At 38.4% G+C, this 16,292-nt stretch carries 15 protein-coding genes; 7 read left to right on the top strand and 8 right to left on the bottom strand.

Going from position 1 to position 16,292, the window contains the following annotated elements; translation table 11 throughout:
* Positions 1–393 precede the first annotated feature (393 nt).
* The 3 genes from Q0779_RS08480 (at position 394) to Q0779_RS08470 (ending at position 3,090) form a co-directional block, all read left to right on the top strand.
* Positions 394–1,284 carry a hypothetical protein gene (locus tag Q0779_RS08480; protein WP_298771597.1) on the top strand — a complete coding sequence of 297 codons (891 nt, stop codon included), beginning with the start codon at positions 394–396 and terminating at the stop codon, positions 1,282–1,284.
* A gap of 2 nt (positions 1,285–1,286) precedes the next feature.
* Positions 1,287–2,033: a ThiF family adenylyltransferase gene (locus Q0779_RS08475; protein ID WP_298771595.1), complete on the top strand. Its 747-nt coding sequence runs from the start codon at positions 1,287–1,289 to the stop codon at positions 2,031–2,033.
* 406 nt (positions 2,034–2,439) lie between these two features.
* Positions 2,440–3,090 (top strand): hypothetical protein, encoded by a 651-nt coding sequence (locus Q0779_RS08470; protein WP_298771592.1) that lies wholly within the window; start codon positions 2,440–2,442, stop codon positions 3,088–3,090.
* 138 nt (positions 3,091–3,228) lie between these two features.
* On the opposite strand, the gene Q0779_RS08465 is transcribed toward Q0779_RS08470, so the two are convergent.
* A complete protein-coding gene (locus Q0779_RS08465) occupies positions 3,229–3,837 on the bottom strand; it encodes an NAD(P)H-dependent oxidoreductase (protein WP_298771590.1) in 609 nt (202 codons plus the stop codon).
* A gap of 20 nt (positions 3,838–3,857) precedes the next feature.
* Positions 3,858–4,664: a 2,5-didehydrogluconate reductase DkgB gene (dkgB, locus tag Q0779_RS08460; RefSeq protein ID WP_298771588.1), complete on the bottom strand. Its 807-nt coding sequence runs from the start codon at positions 4,662–4,664 to the stop codon at positions 3,858–3,860.
* Positions 4,665–4,836: 172 nt separating this feature from the next.
* On the opposite strand from dkgB, the gene Q0779_RS08455 reads away from it, so the two are divergent.
* The 3 genes from Q0779_RS08455 (at position 4,837) to Q0779_RS08445 (ending at position 6,774) form a co-directional block, all read left to right on the top strand.
* Positions 4,837–5,724, top strand: coding sequence for a LysR family transcriptional regulator (locus tag Q0779_RS08455; protein WP_298771586.1), 888 nt, complete (start codon positions 4,837–4,839; stop codon positions 5,722–5,724).
* Between the two features lie 67 nt (positions 5,725–5,791).
* The gene (locus Q0779_RS08450) at positions 5,792–6,145 is read left to right on the top strand and encodes a MerR family transcriptional regulator (protein ID WP_298771583.1); all 354 of its coding nucleotides are present in this window, start codon (positions 5,792–5,794) and stop codon (positions 6,143–6,145) included.
* A 53-nt stretch (positions 6,146–6,198) separates the two neighbouring features.
* Positions 6,199–6,774 (top strand): NAD(P)H-dependent oxidoreductase, encoded by a 576-nt coding sequence (locus tag Q0779_RS08445; protein WP_298771581.1) that lies wholly within the window; start codon positions 6,199–6,201, stop codon positions 6,772–6,774.
* 200 nt (positions 6,775–6,974) lie between these two features.
* On the opposite strand, the gene Q0779_RS08440 is transcribed toward Q0779_RS08445, so the two are convergent.
* From Q0779_RS08440 to Q0779_RS08430, 3 genes are all read right to left on the bottom strand, one after another.
* The gene (locus tag Q0779_RS08440) at positions 6,975–8,375 is read right to left on the bottom strand and encodes a hypothetical protein (protein ID WP_298771579.1); all 1,401 of its coding nucleotides are present in this window, start codon (positions 8,373–8,375) and stop codon (positions 6,975–6,977) included.
* Positions 8,376–8,756: 381 nt separating this feature from the next.
* Positions 8,757–9,107: a DUF3622 domain-containing protein gene (locus Q0779_RS08435; RefSeq protein WP_298771577.1), complete on the bottom strand. Its 351-nt coding sequence runs from the start codon at positions 9,105–9,107 to the stop codon at positions 8,757–8,759.
* Positions 9,108–9,267: 160 nt separating this feature from the next.
* Positions 9,268–9,471, bottom strand: a complete 204-nt coding sequence (locus Q0779_RS08430; RefSeq protein WP_298771575.1) for a DUF3565 domain-containing protein — start codon at positions 9,469–9,471, stop codon at positions 9,268–9,270.
* Between the two features lie 497 nt (positions 9,472–9,968).
* Between Q0779_RS08430 and Q0779_RS08425 the strand changes: the two genes are divergently transcribed.
* A complete protein-coding gene (locus Q0779_RS08425) occupies positions 9,969–11,342 on the top strand; it encodes a DEAD/DEAH box helicase (RefSeq protein WP_298771573.1) in 1,374 nt (457 codons plus the stop codon).
* Positions 11,343–11,410: 68 nt separating this feature from the next.
* On the opposite strand, the gene dbpA is transcribed toward Q0779_RS08425, so the two are convergent.
* The 3 genes from dbpA to Q0779_RS08410 form a co-directional block, all read right to left on the bottom strand.
* Entirely contained in the window at positions 11,411–12,820 is a 1,410-nt protein-coding gene (gene dbpA, locus Q0779_RS08420; RefSeq protein ID WP_298771571.1) for an ATP-dependent RNA helicase DbpA, read from the bottom strand.
* Positions 12,821–13,049: 229 nt separating this feature from the next.
* Entirely contained in the window at positions 13,050–15,032 is a 1,983-nt protein-coding gene (locus Q0779_RS08415; RefSeq protein ID WP_298771569.1) for a glycosyltransferase, read from the bottom strand.
* Positions 15,029–16,207 carry a hypothetical protein gene (locus Q0779_RS08410; RefSeq protein ID WP_298771567.1) on the bottom strand — a complete coding sequence of 393 codons (1,179 nt, stop codon included), beginning with the start codon at positions 16,205–16,207 and terminating at the stop codon, positions 15,029–15,031. Before Q0779_RS08410 ends, Q0779_RS08415 begins: the two co-directional genes overlap by 4 nt.
* Positions 16,208–16,292: the final 85 nt, after the last annotated feature.

The raw sequence follows: 16,292 nt of genomic DNA, 5'->3' as shown, positions 1-16,292 counted from the left end.
ATATTCTCATCGAGTATTTTTTGATCTCAATCACAAATGGATAAATAAGTATTTACATCTTGTTACAATTTTCAATATATTGTTTCACCTGAATCTTGAAGGCGAGTTTAGCAGTCATGAATGTGTGAAAAAATAGGCTTTGCTATTGGATTGTTTAGTCTAACAGCTTGATTATTCAAATGACATTTTTCTGTCAATTTTCGCTCACCCATGAGTCATAAAACCGAAAAAATGCAGCGGTATTATTGATGCGATTATTATAGGAGTCATGTATTTCTATCGGTCGTTCAATCGCTTATTGAAGCCGTCAAATAGTGAATGGCAATATTTAAATACATCTAAAGAGTATTTTTATCAAATGGATATTACGCCGAATATTTGGGAGAAACGGCAATGAAACATACGTATATCGACAGGTTTGGACCGACAACAACGCGTCATTATTTTAATCCAGGGGCCTATCTTGATGATATGACCTTGCAACAAATTCATCATGAATTGCTGCTCGTTAATGGGCAGGCAAAAAACTCTGTTGAGCATAAATTACTAGAGAGTGATGATACTCTTGAGCAGATCCGCACTAAGTTTAAAAGCATGGTGGTGGGGATCCTTTATAAGGACAATAATACGCCCATTGGCTTTTTGATCAGCCCGATCATCAAGCAAGATGGACTGACTGTGGTGCATGCAGGATTGGTGGTGATATTTGAAAACAACGGGACCAATTTAATTGCCTTGGCAACAGCGGGATTGGCTAAGATTATTTTTCGTAAATTTCGCCGTGTTTATACGACAAACATCTCCGCGACGCCTCGAATAATTGAGAATTTTAGTCGTTTTACTGTGAAAGGTTGGCCAACTCAGCAGGCTAATCAAATTAAACCTCCTATTCGCACTTATACAAAGGTTGCTCATGCTTTAGTGAACGGCTATGTGAAAAAATACTTTCATAATCCAGAGTCTGTGGTATTTGACGAGAAGCGATTTGTGCTTTCTTCAGACACAGATGAGATGGGCTTTGAGAAAAATTTTCATAAGCTTCCTCGGGCTGCTAGTCATTCAGTGAACAGTTTTGTGCTCACTTGGATTGATACCGAAAAGGGAGAGGATATTCTTCAGGTCGGGGTGTTTAATACCTGGGTGGCCTTTAAAACTTGGGCTCAAGTGTCTTTGTATCGGTTTTTTCTCATGTTTAATTCAGGTCCCGCCTACCGAACTCAACAGAAAGCGGATTTACATTCAATCGAAGCCGATCAAGACAGCAATAGTATAGAGAGAGCATAGTGATGGATTATTCACGTAATTGGTTATTTATTTCAGACATTGAGCAGCAAAAACTTGCTGACATTAAACTTCTTATTGTGGGATGTGGTATAGGTGGTGTGGTCGCTGAGGTGGCGCTGAGAACAGGTATTCGTCATATCACGATTGCTGACGGGGATACCATTGAGGCGAGTAATTTAAATCGTCAAAATTTTACTACTAAAGACTTGGGGACGAATAAGGCGCAGGCCATTGGGCAAAGGCTGACTAATATTGATGATACTGTTAATGTGAACGTCATTCCTATGTACCTGAGAGGAAATGAGTTAAATGAACTTATTCCAAGTCATGATTTTGTCGTTAATACGATTGATTTTGATGCGCCAGAATTTCCATTAGTGCATAAAATTTGTGAAAAGCATGGTAAAACAGAGATCTTTCCCATTAATTTGGGTTTTGGTTCTGGCATGACAATTTTGGATAACACAACGCCTGGTTGGCTGGAACATTACCAAGTTGATGAGCATACTGCCGTTAAAGAGGCTATTTTGCAGCATCTTTTGCATTCAGGAAAGATGAAAGATTACTTGGTCAACAGTGCGAGCCAATATTATCAAAGCCAAGTAGATTATGACTCACAACTATCGATTTCTTCTTCCATCTCAGCGTCAATGGTCGTTGGCGCGATGATATCAATGATAAAAGGTGAGTCAGTGCCTAAGTTTCCACACTTTCAATATGTTGATGTGATGGCACCAAAGATTATTTAAGAGATCATTTAATCCGTAAAGCTCCACTTTTTTGCTAGTCAAAAAGAGTGGGCTAAGCTCTCTTGTTTATGAAAAGTGGCTCTACAACACAGAGTAAAACACGTTTAGCCGGATCCTCCGGTCAGCATTTTTGGCTCCTTTCTGCGACGTTATCGCTTGTTTATGTACGACTCCATGAATGGGGGAGCTAGAGCGATGTTTGAACCAAAGCCGAGAACAACTACACCACACAAGCTCTGCCTCGTATACATAACCCCCAAACCGCTGCAGAAATCATCATCAAAGTTCAACTGGTTCTAATTGTTCAATAATAGGCGGATATTAAATGACATTGAGTGATTACATCTTAGCCTAACTTATTGTAATATAGCTCTCTTTTTTCTGTACGTTGTCGGTAGAGTGTTACATGTTTGATTATTCAACATGCTCATTGGATGAGCTGTATCAAGTGAAAATGGATATTAATAAAGACGCTTTTCCTGAGAGGTATCAAGCACTCTGTCAGATGATTCAGGCCAAAGAATCTGCATTAAAAAATAGGTGTCATGATGTGGAAGCGTCAAGGCAGGAACTCAATAGTGAAAATGATGAGGTCGTCGAGTTAAATCAATGGATGGTTCGTTTTTTATCCGTGTCGACCATAGGTGGATCTTTTTTAGGGATCACCTCCATTTCAGCGAGTTTTGCGAGTATTAGTGGCGCGTTCAGTTATCTCATTTATGTCGTATTTTTAGTCCTTTATGTGGCAGGCATTGTGGTTGCGGTTCGGTTATTTGAAAAAACGACTGTGGGCGCGATCAAAGCAAATTTACTGTTTTGGTTAGCACAAGTGCCGATTTTTATGTCACCAGTGTTAGGCTATCAATTATCCAATGGATTTTTTGCCAATTTTTGGATTTCCAGTAGTGATGGGTTTCAATTTGCGGCGCTGATAGGAAGCGTTTTCAATTTTAGTTTTTTCCAGTTAGAGCAACCTTGGGCATTGGGTATTAATGTCGTAGCGATTGCGGTTGTTTTGTACTTTCATGCGGCTTTACAGTCAGTAGCTAAACATTGAATAACGGATAAGAGCTCATTTCTTTCCCCCTCTAGCCCCATAGTATGGGGTGAGGGGGGAGTAGATTGAAGCTATCTGTATACAAAATGAAATTTTAACGGTGAAAAGTAGACTGGGCTTGGCGGTGCTTAGGCGATATTAATGTGTTGCAGTTAATGTATTTGATGCAACAAATATTCGATCTAAGTGCTGTTTATAGCGTTTGAGATCGGCATGAATATTTGGATTTTTAATGACGTCGTTGCTCATGAAGGTATCCAGTGGCGTCATGCCTAAAAATTGATGGGCTTTGTGCATGGCTAAATACACTCCATCAACCCCTGCACCTTCAAAAAATTGTTGTGTGTCGGTAAATGCCTCTTTTGGTGCATTCCAAGTGACCGATAGCATATATTTCTTTCCTTGCAATAAGCCCCCTGAGCCGTATTGGCTTTGTGCATTGTGGCGTGAGCGTCCATCACTTTGATAGAGGCGACCATGCCCAAGCGTAAATACATCATCGATATACTTTTTGACTGTCCAGGGAACGCCCATCCACCAAGCGGGGGTTTGTTGAATAATGATATCTGCCCATAACCATTTTTCGATTTCCGGCTCGATATCATAACCTTGATCAATGTTAGTGACTTTGACTTGGTGGTTTAAGCCAATTAAGTGCTGCTTCGCAAAATTGACCATACAGTGATTGAGTTCGCCCTTTGAATGAGCAAAACTTTTTCCACCATTTAAAATTAATATCTTTTTCATTATCAATGACCTATTACTGTTTATTGATCCCAAAGGGGCGCGAGTGATTCTGGATTAATTTCACGACTATTGGCCTCTAATTGATCAATGCGTAATATGTCTTCGAGGCTTAATGTGATGTGCTGAGCCTCAAAATTACTGGCTAAATGCTCTTTTTTAGTGGAGGAGGGAATGACGTTATAGCCTTTCGTTACTGCCCATGCCAATACGACTTGGGCTGGTGTGTATTGCCTTTTTTGCGCGATGTCTTGAATAATTGGATCTTGCAATACTTTTCCATAGGCCAGTGTCATATAAGAGGTGACAGTAATGCCTTGGCTTTGCATGAAGGCAACTAATTGGCGATTTTGTAAATAAGGACTGAGTTCAATTTGGTTGGTGTTAATATTTTCCGCCCCCACAATGGCGATAGCCTGCTTTAATAAATCGATATTGAAATTAGAAACACCTATTCTTCGCGTCAGGCCTAAGGTTTTTGCTTCTAATAACGCCGACATATACTCCTCAACTTGGATAGGGTTTTGAGGTGCAGGCCAATGAATTAACGTTAAATCCACGGCATCAACTTTCAAGTTGTTTAAGCTGTTTTTTAGGCTCGGAATTAATTTCTTTTGGGATAAATTGTCTACCCAAATTTTCGTGGTTAAATGAATGTTTGATGAATGAACCTGACTATTTTCTATAGCAAGGCCGATTGCTTTTTCATTATCATATATTTGTGCTGTATCAATGGCGCGATAGCCTAGTTTGAGAGCTTGAGTGACAGATTGAATAACAGTGTCATCTTGTAGTCTGAAGGTTCCTAAACCGAATGTGGGTAAATGCATTATCCTGCTCCGTACTTTACTGTATTGCTGATTGGACAGGATTATAAATAAAGCTATGATTGACAAAAACTCACTAAAGATCAAAATATATTTGCAAAAAAATCAACAATGACAACACTGAATAATTGAAAGACTCAATAAGATAAAAGTCATTAACATGTAAGGGTCAACAATGAAAGTCACGATCAATGAACTTTATACTTTCATGAGTATTGTGGATAAAGGCACCATTAGTCAGGCGTCAGAGCAGTTGAATATTACCGTGTCTGCGGCTAGTCGTGCACTATCAAGATTAGAAAAAAAGCTTGATACTGCTCTATTTAGACGTAATACAAGGCGATTAGAGCTCACTGTAGAAGGGGAGAAGTATTTATCGAGAGTGCGAGACATTTTATATGATCTCGAAGCGGCTGAAGAAATGTTGCTGCAACGCAAAGGGATCCCGTCGGGTAAGTTGCGTATTGATGCCGCTAGTCCTTTTATGTTGCATGTGATTGCGCCGATTATCGGCCAGTACAGTAACGCTTATCCGCAAGTTGAAATAGAATTAGTCAATAATGACAATTTAATTGATTTATTAGAGCAACGTACCGATGTGGCCGTGAGAATTGGTGAGTTAACAGATTCAACGTTAACGGCAACCCCGTTAGGGTTAAGTCAAGTCCGGATTTTGGCCAGCCCTGAGTATTTAGCGCAATACGGCACCCCTGAGAGTATTGATGATTTAGCCGATCATCAGTTATTGGGCTTTAGCTCCTTAGAGAAGTTAAATAAATGGCCGATTTACGATGCTTCAAATCAATTCTTTCATATTAAAGCCAATATCACATCAGATAGCGGCGAAACACTCAGGCAACTTGCGTTAAATGGTGCGGGTATCGTGTGCTTGTCACATTTTATGACCTATAAAGATATTCAAGCAGGGCGATTAGTTCAATTGTTTGCAGCTAGCACAGTTAAAGTCGAGCAACCGATTAATATTGTTTATTATCGCAATAGAGCTTTGTCGAACCGTGTCAGTTCATTGATTACTTTTTTAAAAAAGAACATTGTTATTTAGGCTTGTTTCAAGGTTAAAATTTGCAGGCATGATGAATTCGTCTTCAAAGCCCTTATAAAGGATAAATATGTACATTGGTGAAGTTGCGAGAAAAACAGGCTTATCTATTAAAGCCATACGTTTTTATGAAGAAAAAGGCTTGATTATGCCGCCCAGAAAAGGCCAGTACCGAGTGTATAATGGATCTCATATCGAAGTATTAAATCTCATTAAAGAAGCGAAATTATTGGGTACGAGCTTATCTCAGTTGAAAAATGTCATTGTGTATAAAAATGACCTACCAGATTGGTCAAAGATGAGATCATTTTTGTTAGAACTTAACCAGCAATTGGCGATACAAAGGGAAGCGCTTAATGCAAAAGTGAAAAGAGTTGAGCAATGTTTAGCAGAAATTGACTCTTGCCCATTGACTCTCCCCTAAAGAGGAGAGATTAAAATCGTTATTTCACTCACAGTAATCAGGTAATGAGTAAAATGACGAAGAAAATATTAGTGTTAAATGGCAATCCTAAGAGCAGAAGCTATTGCCAACATTTAGCCGAACTCTATGCGATACAGGCCAACGAATATTTTGATATCAGGCAATTTAACTTGTCGAATATGGTGTTTAATCCCAGTCTTGATTTTGGTTATGATGCGATTCAAGTACTGGAGCCATGCTTAAGTGACTTTCAACAAGCCATACAATGGGCAGAGCATATTGTCATTGTGACGCCTATTTGGTGGGGAGGAATACCTGCAAAATTAAAGGGTCTTTTTGATCGTACCTTCTTGCCCGGTTTTGCGTTCAATTATATTGATGATAATCCGTTCCCCGTACGATTATTACAAGGGAAAACGGCGAGAATAATCATGACGATGGATACACCCAGTGATGGCATAGAAGAACAGGCGGCTCCCGTTATTGCCCAGCTCGATCGTTATACACTTCAGTTTAGCGGAATTGAAAAAGCAGCGCTGACGTTATTGGGATCGATTATATTGGCAGAGCCAAACAATGAAGCAGCATGGGAAAATGAAGTACAGGCTCTTGGTCGTAAAGGTAGCTAATTCTCATGGGTATCTCCCCAATATAGCCATGAACGATGGCCATGTTGGCTATTGTTCAATGATACTACCCGTTATCAGTTGATTATTGGCATGATAGCTATTTCTGATAATCGTTCAGGTTTCATTGGTGTCAAATCACGGTTATACGGATCTGCTAAATGACCCAGGTTGATAATGAGTGAGGACAATTGTTATGGTGGCTATTGATCATCGACACTGGCGGTGATCAGTTGGTTATTGGCATTATAACGATATTGATAAATGCTGATAGGTGTGGTGCCTTGGCTTATGGTTAAGCTAAGGGGGTTGTTATTACTATCATAAGTAAAAGAATATAGTGTCAGTGCCTTTTTTGCGATAGTACTTTGTAGGCTAGCAGAGAGTAAATTGCTATTAGTATCATACTCAAAAGTCCAAACTTGGATGGGAATATTGGCTATTTTTTTATTATTGAGTGAGGAGGTACTGGTGGTGAGCTCAGCGCCAATGAGTCTTTTATTCTCATCATATGAAAAAACATAGGTTGCGTTAAATGTTGTTTTTAATTGATTGTTCAATACTTTTTCAATACTACTGCTAAGACGTTGATTATCAGCATTGTAGCGATAGCGGTAAATACGTTCATTGATGCCGTCATTGTTACTGTCGAGTGCCGCACTGAGTAAATTATTTTGTTGATCGTAACGATAGGTTTCTACACTCGCAATGTCACTATTTCCATTCTTAGTTAAACTTGCGCTAAGACGGTTTCCTCTGTTGTCATAGGTATAAGTAAATGCATTTTTAGGCGCATTACTGGCGTCGATATATTGATCGACTTGTATCAAATTATTACTGTCATCATAACGATATTGATAAGTCACATTTGCAGCGCCATCGGCATCAGTATCTAATGTAGCAGAGGTTAACAGGGATTGAGCATTATAAGTATAAGTGTATAAAGCTTCTTGAGCGCCACAAGCGTTAGTATCTCTACTTTCACTGAGGCGTTGGTTATTATTATTGTAGGTGTATGTCGTCATCGCATCTGCTTCGCCATGAGTATCATAATCAGCACTGGCTTGGATGACATTGCCTTGAGAGTCATAACTGAATTGATATAAGGTATCGATATTACCATCAGCCTGTTGTCCAGGTTGATGGACGGCGAGAGCACTGGCAGTCACAATGGCTGTAGCTGAAGCTGTCGAACTGGCTATGGAATAGGCTGATGCAGTTGATGTGCAAATAGAGATTGAAGGTAAAATTGATGTTGAAACGGAAATATTGGCGGAATAGTCAATACTGCCACTAAAGGCTGCACTGATCTCGGCTGAAAAATCTCCCGCACTGGCTTTATTAATAGGGTTTCGTATTGGAGAAAATGCCCCTGCCGCAGCTAATGCACCGGCTATTGCGCCTGACATTGCTCCCGATCCCGCACCTGCTACTGAGGCACAAGCTGAAACGGTGCCAATTCCCACCCCGACTCCAGCACCTAAACCGACTCCGATCCCGGTGCCTGCTCCGACTCCGACTCCTAACCCTGCTCCGAATCCTGCGGCGATACTTGAAAGAGGAAAAATCATACTTGAAATGAATAAGGGGAGTAGAGGTTTCATGATATTTGAGCCTTTTTGAACTGCAGCTTTAACGAGGAAATATAAGGTTAAATAAAGTTAATCTTGCAAAAAAGATAAAGGATTTCTCTGTTGATTGTCTACTTATCCATCTGCCTTTACATTTCAATGATAGGGTTTATCGATAGAGTTGAATTAATTTAGATGGATTAAACTAAATCCGTGAATACTGTGTTTTTTTTGTGTTTAATATATAGATTTTTTGTAGTGTAGATTAGTGATGACTAAGTTGACTTGAGCAGGGGAGTTTACAAATAGAGGAAACGTGAATGTTAGGAGAGGATCAAAAGAGTGGAGTAAATCAATAAAAAACCAAATGACAAAAATGCTTTCATCATTTGGCGCTATTTTAATATCTACTGATTATTCATCATCAGCGTAATCATCATTGTCTTCATCGAAGTCGTGATCACCTTCGCCAAAATCACTGGCATCTTTTGATTCACGCCATTTTGCTGCGGCTAAATCTTTTTCTTCTTGGGCTTGTGTACGTTCTTCACGTTGTTTAGCGCGGCGATCATTACGCTTAACGAGATTGTCTAAATAAGCTTGTAATTGTGTTTCAGCCCATTTTTGTGCTTCAGCTTCGCTTTCAAAACCTTGTTTTTTCTTAGAAACAACGGTCTTTCTTGCAGTCATGCGTCTGGTGATCTGTGCTGTCCAAGTATCATTTTCTTGAATAAGGCGAAAATCAAACTTTTTGTTTTGTGTCATGTTACATCTTTCCTACAAATAAACTGATTACTTCATTAAAAATATGTTGATAAAAAACAATTTAGAGATTGCTCAGAGTTACAGAGCACTATTATTTTCAATCTTATTGCTAAATGATTTTTAATGAATCATTTGTCTTGAAAACCATCATTATTGAGTATTATATATCTTTAGGCGCGTTGATATCACATTTCTTACAATTTAATTGATACCCTAGCATTTGCGCGCGTCCTTGAGATGAGGTAACCCAAGGGCGGCTTATCCAAGGGGGATTGTGCCTAACGTGCTGGAAATGTCCGCATTCAAGTTCGGCAACCCAATGCCTTTCATCGTCTAGATGATAAGCTATAATCGCTTGTTTCATTTCGCTATATCCATGAATGAATTATGCTGGATAACGATTATATCGTGTTTATGTTCTCTTATCTTGATTGTGTATCATCAGGTTTATAGAGCTGACCTTATTGATAACAATGAAATGAGTCGAGAAGCGCTTATACCATAGCCATTAAAATTGAGGAGCGCGAGGTTACCACGTACAGAGCGGAAACAACATCTTTTTAATGAATAAAAATCAAACAATTTAAATTGAATAAATCATATAATCATTATCCATGCAACCCACTTAGTAATTTTCCTTATATAACAATGGTTAAAATGTTTTACTTGAACAGAACTTTAAATAAAGTCGATGCTGGAATTTTTGATATGCGATGCACTTAACATCCAGCAAACCTGTTAATATTAGCGCTTTTAAAGGGAATGCTGTAAGCTGCACGGCCGCCCGCATGTGCAGGCCCCTTGAAAATTGCTGTTTGTTCGATGTTGAGTTTTGATGAACAGCCGAAAAGAGAGCATTATATGAGCTTTACCTCCCTCGGTTTATCTGCTGCTATATTAAAAGCGGTAACCCAAAAAGGCTATGAAACCCCTTCTGCTATTCAAGCCCAAGCTATTCCAGCGGTCATAGAGGGCAAAGATGTCATGGCGGCAGCTCAAACAGGCACAGGCAAAACAGCAGGGTTTACCTTACCTCTATTAGAAAGGTTAAGTCAGGGACCGCGAGCGGGAGCGAAACAAGTTAGATCATTAGTGCTCACGCCGACACGAGAGTTGGCTGCTCAAGTGGGCGAGAGTGTGGAAACTTATGGAAAATTTTTACCGATAAAAAGTGCAATAGTTTTTGGTGGTGTAGGGATCAACCCTCAGATAAGTAAATTGGCTCGAGGTGTCGATATTTTGGTGGCGACACCAGGGCGCTTACTGGATTTGTATAATCAAAATGCCATGAATTTTAATCAATTAGAAGTACTTGTGCTCGATGAAGCTGACAGAATGTTAGACATGGGCTTTATTCACGATATTAAAAAGGTATTAGCACTGTTACCTAAAAAACGTCAAAACTTGATGTTTTCAGCGACGTTTAGCGATGACATCAGGAAATTAGCCAAAGGATTAGTGAATAATCCGGTTGAGATTTCAGTGACACCTCGTAATGCTACGGCGAATACGGTGACGCAATGGATTTGTCCCGTTGATAAAGGTCAAAAAGCAGCGGTATTAGTTAAGCTGATTAAACAAGATAATTGGCAGCAAGTGCTGGTTTTTAGTCGAACAAAGCACGGTGCGAATCGGTTAGCGAAAAATTTGGAAGCCAAAGGGATCACCGCTGCTGCTATCCATGGTAATAAGAGTCAAAATGCGCGTACTAAAGCATTAGCTGACTTTAAAAAGGGTGACATTCGAGTGCTGGTGGCGACAGATATTGCGGCAAGAGGGTTAGATATTGATCAGTTACCGCAAGTGGTCAATTTTGATTTACCCAATGTGCCTGAAGATTATGTTCATCGTATTGGGCGTACCGGTCGAGCGGGGGCTAACGGACAAGCAGTATCTTTAGTGAGCGATGATGAAGTCAAACAGCTGAGAGATATTGAGCGACTTATTCAGCAACATTTACCGCGCAAAGAGATTGAGGGTTATGTACCGACGCATTCATTACCTGAAACACAATTAAAAAAAGCAGAGCAGGGCAGAAAAAAACCAAATAAACCGGGTCAATCACGCTCTCGTTCTCACTCAGGCCATAAACCTAGTAATGGTTCACCGCGAAGAAAGGTTAATCAGCAAGGTGGAAAAGCGGAACATAAAGATGGTCAGCGCAGTGGGGACGTTGCAAGAGGGCATAAGCCTAAAAGCAAGAACTCTCGACATATGACAGCAGATCAGAAATAAAGGGTTGATTAAAAAGCAGGTGCTAAACCTGCTTTTTAATGTCAACTTACCTCAGGACGGAACAGGCGTTAACGCATTTCCCATGCACGATACGTTCTGCCTTTTAGTTTACCATTAACGATTTTATTTAAGGCTTTTTTGGCGACCTTACGATTAACGGCCACGTAAGCGCGATAATCGGTAATTTTGATCTTACCCACTTCATTGCCTTCAATGCCATTTTCACCTGTTAATGCCCCTAAAATATCACCTGGGCGCAATTTTTGTTTCTTACCGCCATCAATTTGCAAGGTTGTCATGATAGGTTGAGTAGGAAAAGTATCCAGTAAATTCTCGCTGGGTAGCGCTTCATTGACAATATCTCTGCCAAGGTAATCTTCGAGTAATGCAACCTTATAGCCATCGTCGTTATTATAAAAGCTAAAGGCAGCGCCTTTACTGCCCGCACGTCCTGTACGGCCAATACGGTGAATATGGACTTCGGTATCAAAGGCAAGGTGATAGTTAATTACAGCATCTAAGGCTTCGATATCCAAACCACGAGCAGCGACATCGGTGGCGACCATGACAGAGATACTTTTATTTGCAAATCGTAATAAGGCTTGATCTCTATCTCTTTGCTCTAAATCACCGTGTAAGGCGACAACACTAAAGCCATCATTAATCAGGTTTGCTGCCACATCTTTAGTATCACGTTTGGTATTACAAAAAATAACAGCACTTTCAGGCTTGTGCTCAAGCAGTAATAATTTAACGGCTTTTAACCTAGCATTGTTATTACTGACTTCATAAAAATGTTGTTCAATGGTCGCGCCATCGTGATTGGACTCCACTTTACAAATAACGGGTTTGAACATGATTTGCTCTGCAATAGATTGTATTTGCTTAGGAAATGTCGCACTAAAAAGCAAGGTTTGACGCTCTATTGGCATGTGTTCCATGATGGCATCGAGTGAGGGCTGAAAGCCCATTTCTAGCATCCTGTCTGCTTCATCTAAGATCAGTGTTGTGACATTGTCTAAGGTCAAACGGCCGCGATCTAAGTGATCGATAATACGCCCAGGCGTACCGACAATAATGTGCGCGCCGTGTTCAAGCGAACCGATCTGAGGGCCCATTGGTACACCACCACACAAGGTTAAGACTTTAATGTTATGAATGCCTCGTGCTAACGTACGAATTTCTTTGGCGACTTGATCGGCAAGCTCTCGAGTAGGGCATAATACGACAGATTGAATACAAAAACGTTTTACTTCTAATTTATTGAGTAACCCTAGGCCAAAAGCGGCTGTTTTACCGGATCCGGTTTTGCCCTGACCTATCACATCTTCCCCGTTCAAAATAGCAGGTAAACTTTGTGCTTGAATAGGTGTCATGGATTCAAAACCCATGGTAGCTAAATTATCGAGCAAGGCAGGTTTTAACGTTAAGCTGCTAAAGGCTTGATGAGAAGTAGATTTTTTGTCGATATTACTCAAGTTCGATATCCTAAATCATTGGCGACAGCATGGCTCTGATGGTCGCGCGAATATGGCCGCTTAGCGAGGGAAAACCGCTTCATATGTTGGTGATCAAATGCCAAGCAATAGTGGCGGCTATTGTAGCAAGGTTTAGGCTGTCTTGCTTATATCAATCGGATAAAGTTTGATTGGAAAGTGATAGAGTCGACTGCTGTATTTCATAAAACTCAATTGATACTTGGTAAGGTTAAATAGATAATCTTTTTAAAAGTCGTTTTAACAAGTGTCGATAGTCGTTATGTGTCATCAATGATATTCGACCTGCAGAGAAAACATAGCCAAGTACAGTGCGAAGAAGGTAATGTTGAGAGCCTAATAATTTAACTGTAATCTTGTAGGCTTTAATGGGATCTTGTGTTTCTTTTTTATTCAACGGAACTTGGGTTATGTTTTCAACAAGACCTTGAACATAACCATACTCTAATAAGTCCAGTTCAATGGGATCATTTTTATTTAACGTTTTTTTTTCTATAAATAAATCGCATTCATTAATCGATATACCATCAATTTTTCCTTGTTGGCTTTGTCCATTTTTCAGTTTGATTGTTATTTCTGGGGAGATGATAGACCACTTGTGATAGATTCGAGGTAAATCGACAGTCATAAAAATGCCGACGATCAAGAGAATCGTATTGATTGAGATCCAGATTAAAGCAAAGTGAGTATAATCTCCAAAAGAGAGTTGATAATTATAAAAATGACTGTTAAGCATTGACAATAAATATAAGATTATAATAAATATGCTAGGTAAAGCGACATGGTAGTTAACAATGCTATCTTTTACCTTGATATCTTTATTGGTGACAGAAAAAGTGGTTTTACCTCGTCGGGATAAAGACTGGATAATTGACCATACAAGAGGCATAGAAATAACGAAGTTGATGGCATCACTTAATAAAACAAGCATTTTCCCCTTATGCTTTAAACTTAAATACATGACATTTGAAATGATAATAACTGGAATATAGATGAGATAATTTTGTTCATTGATGAGCTTTAATGTTGTGATAGAAAAGAGAAGTGTAAGAATAGGGGCGATTAAACACATAATACGAAATGGATATGATAGCCAATGGATCACACAGGATAAAAATTCAATTCGCTGTAATAAATTTTGTTTATTAAAGGCAAAGCAACTATTTTTTGAGAAAAACTGTTGTAAAGTGCCAATACACCATCTGCTTCTTTGTTTTATATATTCTTTTAATGTCTCGGGAGACATACCATAGGCAACAATTTCTTTAGTGTACCTAACAATATATTTTTTTTCGAATAGGGCGTATGTTAAGCTAATATCTTCTGTTACTGTGTTTGTTGGAAATCCGCCGACTTCTGCTAAAGCTTTTCGCTGTATGAGAGAGGGACATCCACAACATAATGCAGTATCAAGTTTATCTAATCCAGGTAATATCGCTTCAAAAAATATGCGCTGATCATCAACAATGGCTTGACTAGCCAAAAAATTGTGTTGCATAGGATCATTGTTGTAGAAATATTGTGCTGCTTGAACAAGGGCAATATTTTCTTTATCGATACAATTTAAAAGTGTTGTTAAAATATCTCGATGACAAAGAAAATCAGCATCTAATACAAGTATAAAATCGGCATTGGTTCTTGATGAAGAATGATTGAGTGCATTATTTAAATTACCTGCTTTAAAATGTGATCTGTCTTCGCGTCCAATATAATTAACTTTATACCTTGTACAAAGAGTCTGTATGCTTGGGCGATTTCCATCATCTAACACCCAAATGTTAAAGTTAGAGTAATGGATGTTTTGGGTACACACAATTGTTTTTTCAAGGATATTTTCTGGTTCATTATATGTTGTGATAAAAATATCAATGCTAGGAGGGCATTCTTTTACATTAAGAGCGTAATTTTTATCTTTTTTTATGTTGTTCATTGAAATTAAAAAACTTGTAAAGACACTATTTAAAATCATTAATGTTTCAAATAAATAGAATATCCAAGCCCAAGCGAATAATAGGCTTAATTCAGGTAATGTTTCAGTTGTTCTCCACATCCAGTAGGTGAGATTAATGCTAAAAATAAAAACAAAGGTAGTAATATCTAAGTAAAAACTCTCAAAAGATGTTGATATAATGAGAGATAATATGAAAAGTAAGAATAAAATAATAATAAATGATGACGATAATAATGAAGTCATAGGCTAAAAATCCTAGCCATTTTACCTACTTGGCAATGGGAACTTGTATTATGATTTGAAGTATTTTTTTCTTCGTCGATGATTTTGATGACTAGCATAGAATCTGTATTATCAGATGATGTTGTAGCGGCCACATAATCTTGATTTTGTATAAAAGATTGTATTGCAGAAATACTCGCTGTGTGGGCATTGTCTTCTCCGGCTATCTCTATGCTTACCTTATCTCCAACTTTAGCTTTTGCAGCAACGGAGTGAGAAACTAATACTGAGATATAGTCAGGGTTACATGAAGTTAACACCATGATAAGCTGCCCCTTTTTGACATAACTGTGATCGCCTGTCGCCAGTTGCCACAAATAAGTTTCACTTTTAGTGAAAAAATCGACTTTATTTGCTTTATCGTATTGTTCTTTACGAGTGTTAAATTGACTTTTTAAGGTTGATATTTTATTGACTAATTCACTGGCTCTATTATTAATGTTAATGATATCAATCTGAATCTTATCGTAATATTGTTGAGAATAGGGTACATTATTATAGGCATCACCAATAAATACGCCATTTTTGGCAGCAGTGATTTCTTGGTTTAAGAGTTTGAGTGTTTGTGTATTTGTTGCAATTTTTTTCTCAATATCGAGAACTTGTTGTTGTTGATCTTCATGTTGACTGATACTGACATGATTGCCCTTTTTAAGGGTGTGTAAACGATCCATTTCCTGTTTGTTGAGCAATAATATTTTTTCATCGTCTCTGATAATTGATTTGGTAATTGATTGTTTTTGTTCTAACCAAGCAATGAAATATTTTTTGTGTTTTTGATAGTTATTTAAGGTGTCACTTGCAATTGCATCTAAGTTACTTTTTTCTTCTAACAGTAGTTTATGCTGTTTTTCCATATCAATAATTTGCTGTTGAATATGTAGGTGATCTTTTGTTATTTGATTATTGGTCACTGAAAAGATATGAGTATTCACTGGAAATATTAGCCCAAAAGGCATCTGTGGATTGTCGTAATGTAATGTCAAATTCCCATCAATAGGGGAGTAATATTTTATCATTGGTGCTGAGACAATGCCTTTATCCGATAGGATGAACATTCTAAAAGTGATGAAGAAAATTAAGGTAGCAATTATCAGTAAAATAAAAATAATTTTTAGCCATTGCCTTTTAAGCATATCATTTTACCTTGACTGTTTAATGAACTTTTCCCTTAGACAGTATAGTCGTTATTGATCTCGTTATTGATCTCGTCGATATTTG

Source organism: uncultured Shewanella sp. (genome assembly GCF_947491715.1).
In the GTDB taxonomy this organism is placed as follows: domain Bacteria; phylum Pseudomonadota; class Gammaproteobacteria; order Enterobacterales; family Shewanellaceae; genus Shewanella.
This window is presented reverse-complemented; position numbering and strand designations above follow the sequence as displayed.